Consider the following 18,929-nt stretch of genomic DNA (forward strand, 5'->3'; position numbering starts at 1 on the left):
TTGGACCTTGGATGTCCTATGTCAAGGATGAGCCGACGAGATCCTGTTGTCAACTTAATGGCGTCGAAGTGACGGAAAACCGTCACTCCTAATGATCAGACGTCTGCTCGTCCCCAAACCCCTCATCCACCTCAACATCGACAGCGCCATCAGATGGCACCTCGTCGCCACGCAGTGCGTGCCAAGCTTCGTCGCTCAATTCCCGCAAAAGGGTGTCGGCGTCGTCAGACTCATCCCCAAATCCAAGCCGCTCGGCTGCCATAGCCAGCGCATGAAGGCAACGGAATACGCCCTGGTTAGGAAGGTAGCCCCAGTCAACTGGCCCGTCACCGTCCCATCCGGCATCGCGAAGTTGCTCAAACCCAAGGTCGCGACCGGTGCGAGCATAGGCGTATGCGGCGATGTCGGCGGCATCCGTGCCGGTCAGCAATGACCCCTCAGCCAGCAGCGCCCAGCACAGGGTCGACGATGGATGTTCTTTGACGACCGCCATGAACTCGCCACGTCCACGCTTGGCAAGTTTGCGAATGGCCGGGTCGGGCGGCAACCGCACGCCGTGGTCCTGCCCCTCGATCTCTGCGGTCGGATCGGTGTTTTGCTCCTCAGCCATGCGTCCCAGCCTAGGGCGAAACGCTTCACAGCGCTTACTCAGACAGTCAATAAGGCCATATGACATAAACTTGTGACAGCCAAAGAAAGGATGATCACCATGTGCCGACCCGTCAGATGTGACGTTTGTGGCAAGACGACGTGGGCCGGATGCGGCGAACACATCGACCAAGTCAAGGCACAGGTACCGCCTTCTCAGTGGTGCGACGGAACCCACACGCCTGCTGAAAAAGCTACGCATCAGGCAGAGCATTCGCGCTCCTGAAAGGGGCGCTGACCCGCCCATTCGTGGCGCAACCCTGCCCTGACCTAGACTTTGCGGTGGCGTGTTATTGCCCGCCAATCACCCGTGACCCCCGTCGCGGTATCCCATCCTCGATCTATAAACCGGAGTTCTGCATGCCCGTACGCAAGGATCTGCGCAACATTGCCATCGTGGCTCACGTTGACCACGGAAAGACTACCTTGGTTGACGCGATGTTGTGGCAGTCGGGAGCCTTCCGCGAGGGCGCCGAGGTCGAAAAACGCGTCATGGACTCGATGGATCTTGAGCGCGAAAAGGGCATCACGATCCTCGCCAAGAACACCGCCGTCAAGCACGTCATGAGTGATGGCGAGGAAATCACCCTCAACATCATCGACACCCCTGGTCACGCAGACTTCGGCGGCGAGGTCGAACGCGGCTTGGAGATGGTTGACGGCGTCATCCTGCTCGTCGACGCCTCTGAGGGGCCCTTACCGCAGACCCGCTTCGTCCTACGCAAGGCATTAGCAAAGAAGCTGCCACTCATCCTCGTGCTCAACAAGGTTGACCGCTCCGACGCCCGCATTGATGAGGTCGTCGAGGAAACCTACGACCTCTTCATGGACCTTTCCGACGACGACGATGCCTCCCTGCTTGACGTGCCGGTCGTCTATGCCTCAGCTAAAGCTGGCCGGGCCTCCCTTAACAAGCCCGAGGACGGCGGGTTGCCCGATTCCCCCGACCTCCAGCCACTGTTCGATTGCATCCTCGAGAACATTCCGGCCCCCTCCTACGAGGAAGGCGGGGTGCTGCGCGCCCACGTCACCAACCTTGACGCCTCCCCCTACCTAGGCCGACTAGCTCTGTGCCGCATCGTCTCCGGTGAGCTCACCAAGGGTCAGACGGTGGCTTGGTGTAAGCGTGACGGCTCGGTACAAAACGTCAAGCTCTCCGAACTACTCATTACCGAGGCGCTTGAGCGCGTCCCCGCAGAAAAAGCTGGCCCCGGCGATATCGTCGCCATAGCTGGTATCCCCGACATCACCATCGGTGAGACTCTCTCAGATCCCGAGAATCCAGACCCTCTCCCCCTCATCCACGTCGATGAGCCTTCCATGTCAATGACGATCGGCATCAACACATCGCCGCTATCGGGCCGCTCCGGGGACAAGCTCACCGCTCGTCTGCTCAAGGCGCGCCTCGATCAAGAGCTCATCGGAAATGTGTCGATCAAGGTCGCCGACACCAACCGTCCCGACATGTGGGAGGTGCAAGGCCGGGGCGAATTGCAGCTGGCCGTGCTCGTCGAGCAGATGCGTCGTGAGGGATTCGAGCTCACCGTCGGCAAACCACAGGTTGTCACCAAAACCATTGACGGCAAGCTGCACGAGCCTTTCGAACGCGTCACGATTGACGCCCCCGAAGAGTTCATGGGAGCTGTTACGCAGATGATGGGACTGCGCAAGGGCCAGATGATGCATATGGTCAACCATGGCTCCGGCTGGGTGCGCATGGAGTTCGTCGTCCCAGCCCGTGGTCTCATCGGCTTCCGCACCGAGTTTCTCACTCAGACCCGCGGTCAGGGCATCATGAACCAGATTTTCGAAAACTACCAGCCGTGGGTGGGCGAATTGCGCACCCGTCAGACCGGCTCGATGGTCGCCGACCGCCAGGGAGTCGTCACCTCTTATGCCTTGTTTAACCTGCAGGAGCGCGGCACGATGTTTGTCTCGCCCGGCGAGGATACCTACGAAGGCATGGTCGTTGGCGAAAACTCCCGCCCCGACGATATGGACGTCAATCCCACCAAGGAAAAGCATCTTACCAACGTGCGGTCCTCTACCGGTGACGAGTTGGAGCGTCTCATCCCGGCAACCAAGCTGTCGATGGAGCAGCAGCTCGAGTTTTGTCGCGAGGATGAGTGCTTGGAAGTCACTCCGGACGTCGTGCGTATCCGCAAAACCGAACTCAATGCTCACGAGCGGGCGAAGGCCCGCACACGCGCAAAAAATAGCTGACCACGCACAAGGCGCTGCAATTCCCGCTGGCGAGGGGTGCTGCAGCGCCTTTGTCATGTCGAGATACCGTCGCGAGCTCAGGAACAGAGGCTAGATCAACGTTGTCGACGAAAGGGCGTAGCATCATGTCGTCCACGTCCTGAAAGGTATTGATTCATGCACTCCTCCCGCGCTGCCAGCCTGGCAGCCGTACTGGCGATGTCGCTATCTGCCGGGGTCGTCGGCGTTGCGAATGCAGAGCCGACTACCTCGACCGACCCAGCATCGTCAACCACTGCCACTACCAGCGCATCCGCAGCCTCCGACCCCACGGCAGACTCTTCTACGGAGGCTACCCAGGCACCCAAGCCGACTACCCACGCACCTGAGTCGGCTGTTCAGCAAACCGAGTCGGCAGCCATCAGCTCACGGCCAGCACCGAAGGCTTCAACGTCGACGCCGTCGGCCTCCGCTCCGATTAAGGCCACGACGCAATCTGTTAATCCAAGCGCACCACTGTGGATGTACATCGCCACCGATCTGCGCACTGGCGCTGGAACTACTTTCCGATCCATGGGGAAGGTACCGGCTACCGCTCAGGTGAGTCGTCGCGGCCCAAACTACAAGGGTTGGGCTCCGATCCTCTACAAGACCACCAAGGCCTGGGTGCCCGCGAATACCCTCACCACGTCGCGCCCTCATACCCAGTGGGTCTACCTTTCCTCTGACCTACGCACTGGTGCTGGAACGTCTTTCCGGTCCATGGGAAAGACCGCCACCACTCATGCATTGGTACGCCGCGGCCCGAATTACAAGGGCTGGGCACCGGTGCTCTACAAGAACAAGCAAGGCTGGGTCCCCGGAAACACCCTCACCAGCTGGCACCCTCAAACCCAGTGGGTCTACCTTTCCTCTGACCTACGCACCGGCGCTGGAACGTCTTTCCGGTCCATGGGAAAGACCCATGCCACAACAATCCTGGTACGCCGCGGCCCGAACTACAAAGGCTGGGCACCGGTGTACTACCAAAATAAGCAAGCCTGGCTGCCCGGGAACACCCTCACGTCTACTCGTCCCCAAACCTACTGGGTAAAGACAAATCAGACGATACGCACCGGCGCTTCGGCATCGGCGCGATCAATGGGTACCGCACACCAAGGCGATCGTGTCGTGCGCCGCGGCCCGAACTACAAAGGTTGGGCACCAGTCCTATTCAACAATAGGCAGACGTGGATCCCCGCGTCATCATTGTCGTCTAAGCGTGTCGCCGCCCCGCCAACCACGCTGCCGATCTCGAATTCTGGTGTTCGCCTCGATCGCCGCTGCATGACCGGCACCGTTATTTGCGCATCCAAGAATCAGCGCAAGCTCTGGATGGTGCAAAACGGCCGCATTCTCATCACCCTTGATGCCCGATTTGGGCGGCCCAGCATGCCGACCGCCGAGGGCGTCCACTCGGTGTATTGGAAGGACAAGAACCACATCTCGAGCAGCTACGGCTCTCCCATGCCGTACTCGATGTTCTTCTACAAGGGTCAGGCCATCCACTACTCGTCGGACTTCTCCCGCAACGGGTGGAATGGCGCGTCCCACGGTTGCATCAACATTCGCAACATGACTGGTCTGAAGTGGCTGTGGGATCACACCCCAACTGGCCGCAAGATCATCGTGTTTAAGTGACGACGACGTATGGCCCGCATCCTTGGATGCGGGCCATACTCATGCCCACTCCACCGCTGGCGATGGTCCCGCACTCGCCAGCGGCGAAGGCCTAGATACGACGATCTACCTATGACATAGCACCGGCGCCGTACCGAGGTACGGCGCCGGTGTGGTCTTGATCCGAGGATCAGCCCAGGGCCACCAGGCCCTGACCGCCCTGAACGGCGTCACCAACGGCCACCAAGATGCCCTTGACGGTTCCATCCGCCGGAGCATTGATCTCGGTCTCCATCTTCATGGCCTCGAGGGTCAGAAGCACCTGACCGGCCTTAACGGCGTCACCCTCGGCCACGAGGATCTTGGCAACGGTACCGGCCAGCGGCGCGGGAACTTCACCCTCGCCAGCCTTACCAGCGCCACCACCAGATGCCTTCATCGGGCCACCGGAGCCGCCGCCAAAAAGGATCGGCGCCATCGGCGCATTAGGGGTCTTATCAACGTCAACGTCCACGTCGTATGCGACGTCATTGACGGTCACCTTGAGCTTCATGTCAGTTTCTCCAGGTCAACGAATCGAATGGTTCTGCTGAGCCCTGCGCCCCTGACGGACCCAGGTCTCACTCGGGGCGAAACGGACGGCCTGAACCTTTCCGTCGTTGCCCAGGTAAGCCGAAACGGCGGCGCAGATGGCGGCAAGCACGTCCTCAGGAACGTCCTTACTCGTCTTCTTCAGCCGGGAAACTTCAGCCTCTAGCGCCGCGAGTCGCTTGTTCAGCGTCTCGATGACGAGTTCATTATTTTCACTCATCTTGTCCTCCCATCAGCCTTATTCGCTCAGCACGGCATGACGCCGTGCTTCTTGGCCGGACGGGACTGACGCTTCGTGGCGTACGTCTCCAGAGCGGCAGTGATCTTGCGACGGGTGTCGGCGGGATCGATCACGTCATCAACCTGCCCGCGGGCGGCAGCCACGTAGGGCGTGTTGAAGGCGTTGCGGTACTCCTCGATCTTCGCAGCACGGGTGGCTACGGGATCCTCGGATTCCTTGATCTGACGACGGAAGATGACGTTGGCAGCGCCATCTGCACCCATCACCGCAATCTCCGCGCTCGGCCATGCATAGACGGCGTCAGCACCTAGGTCACGGTTACACATGGCCAGGTAGGAGCCGCCGTAGGCCTTACGCAGCACCACAGTGATCTTCGGGACGGTGGCCTCGGAGTAGGCGTACAGCATCTTCGCGCCGTGGCGGATGATGCCGCCGTACTCCTGCTGGACACCGGGCAGGAAGCCGGGAACGTCAACCAGCTGCACCAACGGAATGTTGAACGAGTCACAGAAAGTGATGAACTCGGCAGCCTTGTCGGAGGCGTTGATGTCGAGGCAACCCGACATGACCTTCGGCTGGTTGGCGACGATCCCGACGGTGCGACCATTGACCCGAGCAAAGGCAGTGACGATATTGGTCGCCCAACCAGCCTTGACCTCGAGGTAATCACCCCAGTCGACGATCTTGGCGATGACGTCACGAACGTCATAACCCTTCTTGCCGTCCAACGGAACGATGTCACGCAGCTCGGGCTGCGGTGAAACGTCATTATTGGGGTTGTAGATCTGGGCATCCTCAGTGTTGTTTTGCGGCAGGAAGCTCAGCAGCTTCTGCGCAATGAGCACTGCGGCGTCGTCATCTTCAGCAACGAAGTGGATGTTGCCCGAGGTGGACATGTGGGCATCCGCGCCGCCTAGATCGTCAGCGGTGACCTCCTCACCGGTGACCGACTTAATGACTCCAGGGCCCGTGATGAACATGTGGGCCTTCTTCGTCATGATGATGAAGTCGGTCAGCGCCGGAGAGTAAGAGGCACCACCGGCGCAGGGGCCAGCAATGATGGCGATCTGCGGCACAACGCCTGACAGCTTGACGTTCGCATAGAACATCTTGCCGTACCCGGACAGCGAGTCGATGCCCTCCTGGATTCGGGCGCCGCCCGAGTCGTAGAAGAACAGGAACGGGGTGCCAGTCAGCAGGGCCTGATCCATCGTCTCGACGACCTTGGTTGACTGAGTCTCGCCAGCCGACCCACCCATGACGGTGAAGTCCTGGGACGCGACATGCACCGGACGACCATGAATGGTCGCACGACCGGTGACGACACCGTCGGCGGGAACCTCGGCCTTGTCCATGCCGAACAGAGTGGTGCGATGCTTGCGGAAGGCACCGACCTCGTCAAAGGAGTAGGCGTCAACGAGATTGTCGATGCGCTCACGGGCAGTTTGCTTGCCCTTGGCGCGCTGCTTCTCGAGTCGAGCCTCGCCGCCGCCAAGTTCCACAGTGTGACGCTCGTCAGCAAGCTGCTCGATCCGGCCGGCCATGGTGTCGGCCAGCTTGATTGGTTTCTTTTCAGCCATAGTTGGCGATCATCCTCACGCAGGCTCGACGGTCACCTGATGGCTGTTGCCACCGACCGTCACGTTGTAGTTGACCGGTCCGGCGATGCCAGCAGCGCCGGTGCCTTCCTTTTCGGCCTTCAGCTGTGCTTCGGTCATCGCGACGCTCTTCGGGCCCTGCGAGCGCTCCTTGAAGAACTTAGGAGCAACTCCCGGGAACAGGGCGTTGGTCAGAACATCTTCGTCGGAGCCATCGAAGCCCTCAAGGCTCTTGGCCTGCTCAACCAGCTGATCCCACTCGGGCTCAAGCAAGTCAGCAGGACGGCAATCGATCGGCTCCTTGCCGGTCTGCTTCTTAGCCATCTCGACGATCTCGGGGTTGAGCTCACCAATCGGCTTGCCGTAGTAGCCAAGCATGAGGTCAGCGAACTCGGCAGTGAGGTTCTTGTAGGAACCGTTGCCCATGAGGACGTTGAACACGGCCTGAGTTCCGACAATCTGAGAAGACGGGGTGACCAGCGGCGGGTATCCGGCGTCCTTACGAACGCGCGGCACCTCCTTCATGACCTCATCCATGCGGTCGCCAGCCCCTTGAGCCTCGAGCTGGGACTCCATATTGGAGAGCATTCCGCCCGGGATCTGGGACTGGAAGATGTTGGTGTTCACCAGCGTCTTCGACTCGAACTTCTTGTACTTCGGGCGGACCTTCTTGAAGTGATCGCGGATCTTGAGCAGGCGATCCATGTCAAGCCCGGTGGTGTACTCGGTGCCCTCGAGCATTTCGACCAGCGACTCAGTCGGGTTGTGGCCAGGGCCAAGCGACATCGACGAAATGGCGGTATCGACGACATCGACGCCCGCCTCAATGGCCTTTTGCAGCGTAACCAGGGTGACGCCCGTGGTGGAGTGGCAGTGCAGGTTAATCTGCACATCCGGGTGGTTTTCCTTAATGCCCTTGATGATGTCGAATGCGGGCTGAGGCTTCAGCAGGGCAGCCATGTCCTTGAAGGCGATCGAGTCAGCGCCCATGTCGATGAGGCGATCGGCTTGCTTGACGAAGCTCTCAGGAGTGTGAATCGGGGAGGTGGTGTAGCAAATGGTGCCCTGGGCATGCTTGCCCGTCTTCTTGACGGCGGCCATCGCGTGCTCAAGGTTACGAGGATCGTTGAGGGCGTCGAACACGCGGAACACGTCCATACCGTTCTCAGCCGACTTCTCGACGAACTTGTCGACGACCTCGTCGTTGTAGTGGCGGTAACCCAGGAGGTTCTGGCCGCGCAGCAACATCTGCAGACGCGAGTTCGGCAGCAGCTTACGGAAGGTACGCAGACGCTCCCAGGGGTCTTCGTTGAGGAATCGGATGCAGGAATCGAAGGTAGCTCCACCCCAGCACTCAACGGACCAGAAGCCTGCTGCATCAATGTCAGCACAGGCATCGACCATGTCCTCCATGGCCATGCGGGTGGCAAGCAGGCTCTGATGCGCGTCGCGGAGCACGAGCTCGGTAACGCCAATCTTTCGCGGACTCATGGGTCCATGATTCCACGAGACGAACGCACAGGGGCCACGTGGGTCCGTTTTTCATATCTGAACAATGTTCAACTGAATAATCACCCATCGCGAGAGTTCCAGGTCCTCGCTGCGGTGACATGATGCGACCATGGCTGAGACCTTATGCCCTACCCCGGTAGTTGACCCAAAGACTCTGGCAGAACTGGTCGACGGCCCCGACGCCGACCGCATCATCATCGTCGACGTATCCCCATGTCGGCCCGGAGTGCCTCACATTCCGCACGCCTTACCCTTCGACCTTGATGGCTCGATGAGTGACCAGTCATCGAGCCTTCCGCACACCATGCCGTCACTGCTGCAATTTCAGAACCGATTACGAAAATTGGGAGTAAACAATGACTCCCACGTCATTGTTACCGAAGACGATTTTCTCTTCGCCTCGGCCCGGCCATGGTGGATGATGCACGCCTGTGGTTTTAACAACGCGTCCGTCCTCGAAGGCGGAAACGCCGGCTGGGTCGCCGCCGGCGGACGACTCACGACTGACATCACTCCAGCCCCAGAGCCCGGCACCGTCACCCTCACAGCGCTACCAGGGGCGATCATTGATCGAGATGAGGTACTGCGCATCATCGCCGCTAACGACGACCCAACTACTCCTCGCATCGTCGACGCCCGGTCAGCCGAACGGTTTGCGGGCAAGGTTGCGGAGCCTCGCACTGGACTGCGATCGGGCCACATGCCGACTGCCACAAATCTGCCTTACACCGACATCATTGCTGATGGACGAATTCGCCCAGTTGAGGAACTGCGGCAGTTGATTGACGGAGCCGCCGGAGATCGCCCGATCGTTGCCACCTGTGGCTCGGGCGTGACGGCCTGCATTATTGCTCTGGCGGCCACCTTGGTCGGCCGCGAGGACATCGGCATATACGACGGTTCATGGAGCGAGTGGGCGCGACCTGGTAATACCCCAGTCGTCACCGACGCGTGAGTCACCGCCACGGTTGCTTCGGGCACCACCCTCATCGAGATGACGGCTCACCAGTCAACCGCAATCGCGGAGCGCCACGCACTGACGTTCACCACCCGACGTCTCATCAGGCTGGAAAGTGTGATCGCACACCCCCAAATCCTCATATCAATAACACCACGCAGCACCCGATATGCAGCACACGTTAGTCTTTCCTTGTATACTACTAATACCCATCATGGGATACACTCCGACTCCAGAGGGGAGAATGCAGTGGCCATCCACAGAAGAACCTTCCTCGCCCTCACGGTAGCCACCTCAATAGCTACTGCTCATGCCGCCAACGCTGACGCTAGCCCCATTCCCCCGACACCCACAACATACCATTCTTTGCGCTTCAATAGAAAGTTAATTCAGCTGGGAAAAAGAAGCACCTAGGACGGGCAACATGGACACTTCACTTGGCATGAATTCAGCTACAACTTGGACAGATCAATGAACATGAAATCTGTTTTAACGCATCTTCTATGTGCCATCCTGGCCGCTGCCGCCGGGATTGGAGGCACGCTTCTAGTGCAGCATCATGATGACGAACTTCAGCCAAATGACGTCGCCATAGCGGCCTACTTCGCCGAGGCCATATCAACCCCTGACACCATTGACAACAACCGCATTCAGGGCCTCATCGCACCCAATACCGGCTGGGATGATCATTCCAAGAAAGCCGAGCAGTGGGGCCAAGCCATTTTCAAGGCCTACCACGATGACAAAGCCGGACCAAACGAAGGAATCCTTATTTCCGCGGGGCCTCTTCCAACACGATCAGCGGACATCTATTCACGTTCGACAGCAGAACCAATCATGACCGTCATCATGACCCCTGTTGATGAAAAGTGGCTCGTCGACTGGAACGCAACAGTGCGGGCCAACAGCACTCCACCCCCACCACTGCCATCGCACCGATGAAGAATCCCGGCCAATCCTCACCATAGGACTGGCCGGGATTCTGCACAGGCATACTCAGGCGCTGACCGAGGTGCCCTTCGAGCCAAGCTGCTCGCATGCCTCAACGATACGGGCAGCCATGCCGGCCTCAGCCTTCTTGCCCCATGAACGCGGGTCGTACATCTTCTTGTTGCCGACCTCGCCGTCGATCTTGAGCATGCCGTCATAGTTCTTGAACATGTGCTCGACAACCTGGCGCGAGAACACATACTGGGTATCAGTGTCAATATTCATCTTAATGACGCCATAGGACACTGCATCGGCAATCTCTTGGGCAGTTGAGCCCGACCCACCATGGAAGACCAGATCGAACGGCTTCTCCTTGCCGTACTTTTTGCCGCACTCGTCCTGGATTTCCTTGAGGATTTCCGGACGCAGCTTGACGTAACCCGGCTTATAAGCACCATGGACATTCCCGAAAGTCAGGGCGGTGGTGTAACGCCCCTTTTCACCTAGACCCAGCACTTCAAGGGTACGCATACCGTCGGCAACGGTGGTGTACAACTTCTCGTTGATTTCGCCGGTAACGCCATCTTCCTCACCACCAACAGCACCAACCTCAATCTCGAGGATGAGCTTGGCTTTCGAGGTACGCGTCAACAACTCCTCGGCAATCTGCAGGTTTTCCTCGACCTCAATAGCCGAACCGTCCCACATATGAGAGTTGAATAGCGGATCCTGGCCTTTGTCGACGCGCTCTTGCGAAATAGCAATGAGCGGGTTGACGTACTTATCCAGCTTCTCCTTCTGGCAATGGTCGGTGTGCAAAGCCACATTGATTGGGTACTTCTTAGCAACGACGTGGGCGTATTCCGCGAGGGCAACCGCGCCGGTCACCATGTCCTTCACCGTCTGCCCGGACGCGTACTCAGCGCCACCGGTAGAGATCTGGACGATACCGTCGGAACCCGCCTCAGTGAACCCCTGCAGAGCAGCATTGAGGGTCTGGGAGGAGGTCACATTGATGGCCGGGTACGCGAAGCCCTGTTTCTTCGCGCGGTCAATCATCTCGCCGTAGACCTCGGGTGTTGCGATGGGCATGTTTGGCCTTTCCTCTATGAACTCGCGCTGACAAGAACCATTGTTCCGCAGACACCTCTCGATGTCAGTCTCAGCGCCGAGCACGCTCATAGGTGCTGCGCAGCACACCTCAGTCGGCGATTTCAGAACCGTCCTGTTCCACCCGAATGCGACCGCCCGACGCTGCTGCAATGGCGGAGTCGATATCAGTTTGCCGGCTATCGAGCCACGACAGTGGAACATCCCACTGACGGCCATCCTGGGCATTGACGACCAAGCTGGGGCCAGACCCAATCGACGAGCCCCCCACCTTGACCTCGGATAACGCGTCCCAGTGAACCTCATCCATGGTCGTCGTCGTGGACTGTTTCGACCCCGAACGCAATGCTCGTCTCAGGTACAAACCACTCGAACACACCATGAGCGCTGGGCCTTCCCCAACATCGAGAAGATCCTTTCGGGCAGCGTGCAGCCGTACATTCTGGATGACGAAAAGCACGACGAACAGCACCACCCACGCCCCTAGCATCCACATCACCGTCGACACCTTGAAAGCGTCTGCCGTCAGTGCCCACAGCAGGCCACCAATGATGACGACGATGAGAGTCTGCACCGCCAAGCGAAATCTCGTGGCGTGGTGATGGGCAACCCGAGAGGCGCTAGGCACTGGATTGAAGGCCACGACTAGTTGCGGTGGTTCCTCGCTGGGTTGTGTGCTCATAGCACGAGCCTAGGGGGTCCCGGTTCTTCCCACTCAGGCAGTGGGTGACCTTCGCCACTGTGTCGTCCAGGCGTACATCGCAATCGCGGCAGCTGCGCCGGCATTCATGGAGCGCGTCGACCCGTACTGAGTAATTGCTACCAACTGCTGGCACCCCTCGACGACCTCGTCGGTGAGACCGGGGCCTTCTGACCCGAACACGAGGCAGCAATCTTGCGGCAGCTCAGCTGTCTCAAGTGGCACCGATCCGGGCAAATTATCTACTCCCACGGGTGTGACGCCGTGCTCGTCAAGCCACTGCAGGAAGGTGGGGACGTCAGGGTGGTGGTACACGTGCAGGTAGCGGTCGGTTACCATCGCTCCACGTCTATTCCAGCGACGCCGCCCCAAGATATGAACGGCTGACACGTTAAAGGCATTAGCGGTACGCACCACCGACCCAATGTTGAAGTCGTGTTCCCAATTCTGGATCGCCACATGCAACCGGCACCGCTGCGCGTCAAGGTCGGCGACGATCGCCTCCATCGTCCAGTACCGATACCGATCAATGACATTGCGCCGGTCCCCTGAGGCCAACAGTTCAGGATCGAGTCTCGGATCATCGGGCCACGGTTTGGGCATCGGCCCGACACCTACGACCGTAGTCCCTAAATGGCTGGGAATCTGCAGTGAAGGGGCGTCAGCGAGTTCATCAGGGGACGGATCACACACAGATCAAAGATAGTCTTGGCCCCATGCCGAGTCTCCTCATGACCCTCCCCGCCCTGCTTACCCCCGCCTGGATGGACCCTCAGGCCATCATCCAAGGCGCCGGCGCTGCGGCATTGTGGATCGTCGCGCTCATCGTCTTTGCCGAGTGCGGCCTGGCCGTGTTCTTCATGCCCGGAGACTCTCTGCTATTTGCGCTGGGAATGTTTGCGGCCGTTGGCGTCAACTCAACCGTCCCTTTGATCCATTACGGGTCTACAGCGACGACCCTCATCATCGTCAATCTAGTCCTCATTATCTGCGCTGTGGCGGGAAATATCTGTGGCTACTGGATTGGATATCTGGTTGGTCCGAAGCTTTTCCGGGAGCGGGACGGATTCATGGGTAAGGTGTTCTCCCCCAAACACGTGGACACCACTCACGAATTCTTCCGCAAGCATGGTTCCGTCGCCCTCATCTTGGCCCGTTTCGTACCCATCGTGCGTACCTTCGTCACCATGATCGCTGGAGTTGGGCGGATGACATTCCGGAAGTTCATCACTTACACCGCCATCGGCGGCGTCTTGTGGGTGCTCATCGCTGTCCAGGCCGGCTATTTCCTTGGCCAGGTCCCCGTCGTTCGGAACAACTTCGAGGCAGCTCTGATTCTCATCATCGTCGTGTCGGTGCTTCCGATGGGTGTCGAATGGCTGAAGGCACGACGCAAAGGTCAGGCAAGCCAGCCACAAGCCGCTCGACGGTCTCGCGCCGAGTGAAACCCAAACCGCCTCGAGGAATCAATTCACTGCGGACGGCTTACAGCTTGCCATGGCTGGGCCTGACCCGGCTCCAGCCAGCCCTCCTCTGGTGGGCTGGCGATGACGATGTCGCGTTCAGCAATCGCCTTGATCCACTTGTTAACAGGGGCGCTCCAGACGGTCGTTAATACCGCAGCGACCGCCATAATCCCAACGACACCAAGCCCTCCCATAAGCTCTGAGCCACGAGAAAGCCACCACATCCACCCGAGGGAGAGCACCGTGAACAGATAGCGGTCGATAGCGTGGCCACGACCCATCGTCATCGTCAAGACACAACCCGCCACCGGCATAAGCACATGACCGGCCCAGCTTCCCGAATCCATCCCCAGCGTGAACGAGGTAAGGATAGGCCCAAGTGTCGATTGGCTCTCGCTGCGCCCAGCCGCCCACAATGCGCAGACGACCACGACCCACATCGCCGATAAACCGATGACGATAACCCGTACCGCGACGATAGATTTAGGCATGTCGGGCAGCGGCGGCAGGTGGCGATAGCTAGCTGTGTCCTCAGAAGCCGAATGGGTCATGGTCACATCATGTCACCTGACGACAACCGCGACGACGACAACCGACGATGACGACAGCAGGGGTCTGGCTAGCTCGCAACGTAGATCAACACCGCTCACCAGTTGACGGTCAGGAGAAGAATGTCGCCCCTCCCGGCGGACCCGGCGAGGACTCGGTGTCGTCGTCGCAGAAGGGACGAGCACCTGCTAACAGCTTCGCCAGCGCATCACCAGTAATAAGCCGAAATGGGAAAGCCGCGCCGCTATAGCGTCGCACCAACTCCTCATCGTGGAGTGGCCCGTGAGATGCTGCCAGGATGATATTTCCGTAACGACGGCCCTTGAGAGTCGACGACTCTGCCGCCAAACACACGCTGGAAAAGACCGTTTCAGCAGATCGCACGACTCGTTTAGTCCATGTGAGGGGTGCGGAATCAGCCAGGTTCGCCACCACCAGGCCATCAGAGTGCAGAATACGAGATACATCGGCAAAGAATTCGACAGTGACGAGGTCACCAGGAACCTGAGCACCCTTGAAAGCGTCAAGGATGACGACGTCAGCGAAGTCCTCGCGCATAGCCGCGACCCCTGACCGGCCATCTACCGGGCGCACTTTGATGCCGGAACGCGCCGGTAGCGGAGCCTTGAGGCGGACCTCTGCCGTCAGCTCAGTATCAGGCTCACAGACGATCTGCGGGCTGGTCGGACGGGTAGCCGCAACATATCTGGCTAAGCACATACCAGCCCCGCCTACATGGATGACGCGCATCCTTTCACCCGCTGGACGGTGAACGTCGAGATGGTCGGCAATACGCTTCATGTAGTCGAATTCCAAGCGAGTGGGATCGTCCAGATCGATCCACGATTGATCCGCGCCATCAACGCGCACGATCCATGCCCCGTCGGCGTCGGGGAAAAGCCGATTCATCGAGACCTCAGTTTTCCGGACAGCCAGCCTTTAACCCAGTCCGGATTGTCAGCCATCCATGTCGATATGGCAGTGTCGGTCTGGCCACCGCGCTTAGTGGTATCGACCATAAGATGCTCAAGACTCGATAGGTGGGCGTCGTCGATTGCGAGATTCTGGACGAGCTGGGCAGCTTTAGGATGGTCCTTCTCAAATCCGGGCCGACCAAAGCTGTAAATGAGTTCGGCATTAGAGATAGCATTCTTGGGATCATCAAGATCACGTACCGGGTAGGCATCGTAGGCCCAGTGAGGCCGCCACAGTGTAACCGCGACGTTACTGCCCGCCTTGGTCGATTTTTGAAGTTGGGCAAGCATTGCCGGCGTCGATGAGGTCTTGAGGCTAATATTCGATAACCCGTACATCGGCAGTGTTTGGTTAGCTATAGTTTTCGTCATCTCAGCGCCTGGTTCGATGCTATAAATGACATTTCCATAAGCACTACCAGTTTTCTTTAGATCCGCGATAGAATGCGCTGGCGAATCCTTATTCACAGCAATGGTGAGTTTCGCGTTATCGTACCAACATCCAAGATTCTCCAACTGCGGTCCATATTTGCGAATGTAACCAGCCTGGGTTACTGGAAGCCAAGAATCAGTGATGATGTCGATGTCGCCGTCAGCAGTTGCTTGATACCCAACTCCGGCGTCGAATCCTTTGATAGTGACGGTGTATCCATCTTTTGTAAGAACTTGTTTAATGAGCCCTGCCGTCGCCCACGACTCGTCCCAGCCGTTGAACGCACCGATCGTCAGCGTGGTGTTGGTATCGGGCTTCATCGCCGTGATGTCCTTGGAACGCGCGCCCGGGGCGCAGTGGGTCCATTTCTGGTCAGGCGTAGCTCCAGCATGGGCTACCGGAGTCGACTCAGCCCCCGGCTTCGATGCGTTGGCCGCCTCCTCGCTGCTGTTGTAAGCCCCAGCAGCACCGGAACACCCAGCAATCCCCAGCCCAATCAGGCCTGCCATAAGCACCTTAGCTACCGCACTACGCATCATCCATCTCCCATCCTCCCGCGACACGGGCCCACCGAGCTGCCCCGGAAGGCCCGTCCTGACTGTAGTCCGCACCCCTCGACGCCCGGCCTGGGATGCTTGAGTCATGACCACATTGTGTCCCTGCGGATCAGGACGAAATTATGACCAATGCTGCGGACCGATCCTCGACGACCCTCGTCGCGCCGAGACCGCTGAAGCGCTCATGAGGTCGCGCTACACCGCAAACGCTCTGGGACGGTGGAACCACCTGTGGGCTACGTGGCACCCGAGAACCCGCCCTGATGTCGTTGACGCACAGGGCCTGAAATGGACGAAGCTACAAATCCTATCCACCACACAAGGCCAGCCAGGCGATACCACAGGAGTAGTGGAATATCGCGCCTCATATCAAGTAGGTAAACGCCACGAGGTCCTCCATGAAGTGTCCCGTTTCCAGCGTCGCGCAGGCCGCTGGATGTACGTCGACGGAGATATTGACTAGACGCTCACGTCCCGGGGTTTTTCTCTACCGCTTTTTCATGGGCCACACCTGGACCGAACTAGTCCCCCAACTGTTCGTCCTTTCGCCATCCAGCGTTCATGGATCTGTGGCGTCACCGTCCTGTGGCACCGCTGTGATGGCGATCGAAGGTACAAAGAAACGTCTAGCTACCAGCGTCAAGGAGCCCTACAGTGCCGTCACTCAGTCGTCGCCGCCTCATCTTGGGTGGAGCTTTCATTACCCTGACCGGAGTGGCCGCCGTCAAGGGATGGCCAGCCGGCGCGGCCCCGTACACAACCACCGGCAGCGTCGACGGGCGGCTTGGAGCCCGCGGATGCATCGCTGTGCTGCCCGACACACAGTTCTATTCCCGTTACGGCGTCGCCGGCGCCGACCTATTCGCCAAGCAATACCCCGGCCTACCGAACCCCTACGACTGCCAGACCGCGTGGATCGTTGACAACACTGAGAAGTATCGGATCGCAATGACTCACCACCTTGGTGACGTGGCTGACCAATCTGGCAAGGGTCACGAGGACCAGTACGTCGTCGCCTCCCGCGCTATGAAGATCATGGACGACGCCCGAACGCCGTACTCAATTATTCCCGGCAACCACGACGTCGCTGACGACTTCACCTACTACCGTGCCTGGTTTCCGCCGTCTCGCCAGAAGACGTCACCGAGCTTCCGGGGAATGGGACCCAGCGGATTATCAAACTGGCACCAGTTCGACGTCGCCGGTGTGCCGATGATGGCCGTCAACCTGCCATGGGGGTCCGATTCCGCCGACCTAGACTGGGCCGAAAGCGTGCTGCAGGCCCATCGCACCGTGCCGACAATCATCACGACTCACCAGATCATCGACATCTCTGCCGACGGTACCGCCTTGTCGACCGACTTTGGCCAGCGGATCTGGGACCGTCTCATACGCTCCTACGACCAGGTCTTTCTCACCATCAACGGCCACCACCACGGAGCCACAAACCGGATCCTCACCAATGACGCAGGTCACCCAGTGTTCCAGCAGCTCCTCGACTACCAGATGGCTTACCAGGGTGGCAACGGCCTCATGGCACTCATGGAGTTCGACTTCACCCACAACCAGTTGTCGCAGACAGCCTTCTCTCCGTGGGTACCACTCAAGGGCTCCAAAGCGAACTCCCTGGACCGCGCCTTACTGGAAGGGCCAGGCGACACATGGACGACGACCTTCGACTTCGCGTCCCGATTCGCCAGCTTCGGAGCCGACTTCCACCCCCAAGGCTCAGTGCCCTCAGCCACCACGGCCCTTCGCGAGCACCTACGCAGCAGCTTCACCCCTGTCGCCGCCCTACCACTGATCGAGCCAGCCAACGAGGAGGACTACCCCACGGTGCCAGGGACCGTCGCCCACTGGCGGCCAATGGTCATTGACGGTCGACTCATCGAGAAGGACATCTCCGGCAACCACAACGACATGCACCTCGTCGTGGCCGGACATGCCCCCAACTCTGCGTCCCTGGTCGACAGCCACATGAAATACAGCTCCGGGGGTTACGCAGTGAAACTCACCCCGGCGTCGAAGGGAAATTTCTCGTACTTCGCCACAGCCGCCGATGCCCCCGTCAATAAGGAGCGTCTGGCGCACGGGTATACCTTCGAAACCTTCGTCATGATCGACAAAAAGTACAGCTCAGACAACTATTGGTGCGCCTTTGTATGTCGTGGGGGCAGGCGTGAAGAGCTGCCCAACTTCAACGTGCCTGGGACTGATACCGACGACCGTGACGAGCCACCGATGGCCGGAGCCGTCTCGAGTCTTAAAGAGTTCCAGTGGGCGTTCACCACCATCAGCCCGATTGGGTTCGGTTACTCTAATTGGTCCGGTGATGTCGACCTCGGCAAGTGGTACCACATCGCCATCGTCGACGATCCGACCGAGGGCTCGGTCGTCATGTATGTCAACGGCGTACCGATGCTACGCAATACCTACGGCACACAAGGGTCGGCACACGGCATCAACGGATTCGACGACAAGCCATGGATCATCGGCGGCAGTGTTTACGCGGGCACGATGGACAAGGGATTCCTTGGACTTATCGGGGAGACCCGTCTCATCGACCACCCAACCACCCCGACGCAGTGGCTGACGGCCCGCGCAGTGAAGAGCACACCGGCCCCCTCAACATCGGCGACCTCGATCCCGTCCAAAACAGCCCCGGCGGCAACTGCAACCGCTCCCTCGGATTCCGCGGGCGCAGCCTCGGCCCACCGCGGGCGCACCGTACACCGCCGACATCGACCCACCGCATTGCCGCACACCGGCCGCTGAGCCGGTGCAGCGATGGGTCGAGCCGG

The 18,929-nt window shown here is 59.3% G+C and carries 18 protein-coding genes; 7 read left to right on the forward strand and 11 right to left on the reverse strand.

The genetic code is table 11. The annotated features are described in order from the left end of the window. Positions 1-88: 88 nt before the first annotated feature. The gene (locus FYJ43_RS09200) at positions 89-610 is read right to left on the reverse strand and encodes a DUF3151 family protein (RefSeq protein ID WP_154564090.1); all 522 of its coding nucleotides are present in this window, start codon (positions 608-610) and stop codon (positions 89-91) included. Between the two features lie 398 nt (positions 611-1,008). Here FYJ43_RS09200 and typA point away from each other — a divergent pair, with 398 nt between their 5' ends. Continuing rightward, positions 1,009-2,871: a translational GTPase TypA gene (gene typA, locus FYJ43_RS09205; RefSeq protein ID WP_154564092.1), complete on the forward strand. Its 1,863-nt coding sequence runs from the start codon at positions 1,009-1,011 to the stop codon at positions 2,869-2,871. Between the two features lie 1,305 nt (positions 2,872-4,176). Continuing rightward, positions 4,177-4,530 carry a L,D-transpeptidase gene (locus tag FYJ43_RS09215; protein ID WP_154564487.1) on the forward strand — a complete coding sequence of 118 codons (354 nt, stop codon included), beginning with the start codon at positions 4,177-4,179 and terminating at the stop codon, positions 4,528-4,530. Between the two features lie 169 nt (positions 4,531-4,699). On the opposite strand, the gene FYJ43_RS09220 is transcribed toward FYJ43_RS09215, so the two are convergent. The 4 genes from FYJ43_RS09220 to FYJ43_RS09235 are packed head-to-tail and all read right to left on the reverse strand — an operon-like array spanning position 4,700 to position 8,430. Continuing rightward, entirely contained in the window at positions 4,700-5,062 is a 363-nt protein-coding gene (locus tag FYJ43_RS09220; protein ID WP_002550326.1) for a biotin/lipoyl-containing protein, read from the reverse strand. Positions 5,063-5,077: 15 nt separating this feature from the next. Next, positions 5,078-5,320: a hypothetical protein gene (locus FYJ43_RS09225; protein ID WP_002550299.1), complete on the reverse strand. Its 243-nt coding sequence runs from the start codon at positions 5,318-5,320 to the stop codon at positions 5,078-5,080. 26 nt (positions 5,321-5,346) lie between these two features. Further along, entirely contained in the window at positions 5,347-6,921 is a 1,575-nt protein-coding gene (locus FYJ43_RS09230; protein WP_154564094.1) for an acyl-CoA carboxylase subunit beta, read from the reverse strand. Between the two features lie 15 nt (positions 6,922-6,936). Beyond that, the gene (locus tag FYJ43_RS09235; RefSeq protein WP_154564096.1) at positions 6,937-8,430 is read right to left on the reverse strand and encodes a methylmalonyl-CoA carboxytransferase subunit 5S; all 1,494 of its coding nucleotides are present in this window, start codon (positions 8,428-8,430) and stop codon (positions 6,937-6,939) included. 130 nt (positions 8,431-8,560) lie between these two features. On the opposite strand from FYJ43_RS09235, the gene FYJ43_RS09240 reads away from it, so the two are divergent. Further along, positions 8,561-9,406 carry a sulfurtransferase gene (locus FYJ43_RS09240; protein WP_154564098.1) on the forward strand — a complete coding sequence of 282 codons (846 nt, stop codon included), beginning with the start codon at positions 8,561-8,563 and terminating at the stop codon, positions 9,404-9,406. Positions 9,407-9,919: 513 nt separating this feature from the next. After that, positions 9,920-10,351: a hypothetical protein gene (locus tag FYJ43_RS09245; RefSeq protein ID WP_326833554.1), complete on the forward strand. Its 432-nt coding sequence runs from the start codon at positions 9,920-9,922 to the stop codon at positions 10,349-10,351. 54 nt (positions 10,352-10,405) lie between these two features. On the opposite strand, the gene fbaA is transcribed toward FYJ43_RS09245, so the two are convergent. The 3 genes from fbaA to FYJ43_RS09260 all read right to left on the reverse strand — a co-directional run bounded on the left by fbaA (position 10,406) and on the right by FYJ43_RS09260 (position 12,752). Further along, a complete protein-coding gene (gene fbaA / locus FYJ43_RS09250; RefSeq protein WP_154564102.1) occupies positions 10,406-11,431 on the reverse strand; it encodes a class II fructose-bisphosphate aldolase in 1,026 nt (341 codons plus the stop codon). A gap of 109 nt (positions 11,432-11,540) precedes the next feature. Continuing rightward, positions 11,541-12,023 (reverse strand): hypothetical protein, encoded by a 483-nt coding sequence (locus FYJ43_RS09255; protein WP_326833555.1) that lies wholly within the window; start codon positions 12,021-12,023, stop codon positions 11,541-11,543. 141 nt (positions 12,024-12,164) lie between these two features. Continuing rightward, positions 12,165-12,752, reverse strand: coding sequence for a TrmH family RNA methyltransferase (locus tag FYJ43_RS09260; protein ID WP_195839948.1), 588 nt, complete (start codon positions 12,750-12,752; stop codon positions 12,165-12,167). A gap of 113 nt (positions 12,753-12,865) precedes the next feature. Between FYJ43_RS09260 and FYJ43_RS09265 the strand changes: the two genes are divergently transcribed. Beyond that, positions 12,866-13,594, forward strand: coding sequence for a VTT domain-containing protein (locus FYJ43_RS09265; RefSeq protein WP_154564104.1), 729 nt, complete (start codon positions 12,866-12,868; stop codon positions 13,592-13,594). A gap of 26 nt (positions 13,595-13,620) precedes the next feature. Here FYJ43_RS09265 and FYJ43_RS09270 read toward each other — a convergent pair whose 3' ends face one another. The 3 genes from FYJ43_RS09270 to FYJ43_RS09280 all read right to left on the reverse strand — a co-directional run bounded on the left by FYJ43_RS09270 (position 13,621) and on the right by FYJ43_RS09280 (position 16,110). Then, a complete protein-coding gene (locus FYJ43_RS09270; RefSeq protein WP_195839970.1) occupies positions 13,621-14,106 on the reverse strand; it encodes a hypothetical protein in 486 nt (161 codons plus the stop codon). A 169-nt stretch (positions 14,107-14,275) separates the two neighbouring features. Further along, positions 14,276-15,073, reverse strand: coding sequence for a spermidine synthase (locus FYJ43_RS09275; RefSeq protein WP_154564106.1), 798 nt, complete (start codon positions 15,071-15,073; stop codon positions 14,276-14,278). Continuing rightward, a complete protein-coding gene (locus FYJ43_RS09280; protein WP_154564495.1) occupies positions 15,070-16,110 on the reverse strand; it encodes a glycine betaine ABC transporter substrate-binding protein in 1,041 nt (346 codons plus the stop codon). Before FYJ43_RS09280 ends, FYJ43_RS09275 begins: the two co-directional genes overlap by 4 nt. A gap of 103 nt (positions 16,111-16,213) precedes the next feature. On the opposite strand from FYJ43_RS09280, the gene FYJ43_RS09285 reads away from it, so the two are divergent. Both FYJ43_RS09285 and FYJ43_RS09290 read left to right on the forward strand, forming a co-directional pair. After that, the gene (locus FYJ43_RS09285; protein ID WP_154564108.1) at positions 16,214-16,591 is read left to right on the forward strand and encodes a YchJ family protein; all 378 of its coding nucleotides are present in this window, start codon (positions 16,214-16,216) and stop codon (positions 16,589-16,591) included. A gap of 191 nt (positions 16,592-16,782) precedes the next feature. Then, positions 16,783-18,903: a LamG-like jellyroll fold domain-containing protein gene (locus FYJ43_RS09290; protein ID WP_326833522.1), complete on the forward strand. Its 2,121-nt coding sequence runs from the start codon at positions 16,783-16,785 to the stop codon at positions 18,901-18,903. The last annotated feature ends 26 nt before the right edge of the window (positions 18,904-18,929 follow it).

It is taken from the genome of Cutibacterium porci (assembly GCF_009696315.1).
GTDB classification, from domain to species: Bacteria; Actinomycetota; Actinomycetes; order Propionibacteriales; family Propionibacteriaceae; genus Cutibacterium; species Cutibacterium porci.

Excerpts from the sequence above, each read along its gene's own strand:
- FYJ43_RS09200 (WP_154564090.1), bottom strand. The coding sequence starts at position 610 with ATGGCTGAGGAGCAAAACACCGATCCGACCGCAGAGATCGAGGGGCAG.
- typA (WP_154564092.1), top strand. The coding sequence starts at position 1,009 with ATGCCCGTACGCAAGGATCTGCGCAACATTGCCATCGTGGCTCACGTT.
- FYJ43_RS09215 (WP_154564487.1), top strand. The coding sequence starts at position 4,177 with ATGACCGGCACCGTTATTTGCGCATCCAAGAATCAGCGCAAGCTCTGG.
- FYJ43_RS09220 (WP_002550326.1), bottom strand. The coding sequence starts at position 5,062 with ATGAAGCTCAAGGTGACCGTCAATGACGTCGCATACGACGTGGACGTT.
- FYJ43_RS09225 (WP_002550299.1), bottom strand. The coding sequence starts at position 5,320 with ATGAGTGAAAATAATGAACTCGTCATCGAGACGCTGAACAAGCGACTC.
- FYJ43_RS09230 (WP_154564094.1), bottom strand. The coding sequence starts at position 6,921 with ATGGCTGAAAAGAAACCAATCAAGCTGGCCGACACCATGGCCGGCCGG.
- FYJ43_RS09235 (WP_154564096.1), bottom strand. The coding sequence starts at position 8,430 with ATGAGTCCGCGAAAGATTGGCGTTACCGAGCTCGTGCTCCGCGACGCG.
- FYJ43_RS09240 (WP_154564098.1), top strand. The coding sequence starts at position 8,561 with ATGGCTGAGACCTTATGCCCTACCCCGGTAGTTGACCCAAAGACTCTG.
- fbaA (WP_154564102.1), bottom strand. The coding sequence starts at position 11,431 with ATGCCCATCGCAACACCCGAGGTCTACGGCGAGATGATTGACCGCGCG.
- FYJ43_RS09260 (WP_195839948.1), bottom strand. The coding sequence starts at position 12,752 with ATGCCCAAACCGTGGCCCGATGATCCGAGACTCGATCCTGAACTGTTG.
- FYJ43_RS09265 (WP_154564104.1), top strand. The coding sequence starts at position 12,866 with ATGCCGAGTCTCCTCATGACCCTCCCCGCCCTGCTTACCCCCGCCTGG.
- FYJ43_RS09270 (WP_195839970.1), bottom strand. The coding sequence starts at position 14,106 with ATGCCTAAATCTATCGTCGCGGTACGGGTTATCGTCATCGGTTTATCG.
- FYJ43_RS09275 (WP_154564106.1), bottom strand. The coding sequence starts at position 15,073 with ATGAATCGGCTTTTCCCCGACGCCGACGGGGCATGGATCGTGCGCGTT.
- FYJ43_RS09280 (WP_154564495.1), bottom strand. The coding sequence starts at position 16,110 with ATGATGCGTAGTGCGGTAGCTAAGGTGCTTATGGCAGGCCTGATTGGG.
- FYJ43_RS09285 (WP_154564108.1), top strand. The coding sequence starts at position 16,214 with ATGACCACATTGTGTCCCTGCGGATCAGGACGAAATTATGACCAATGC.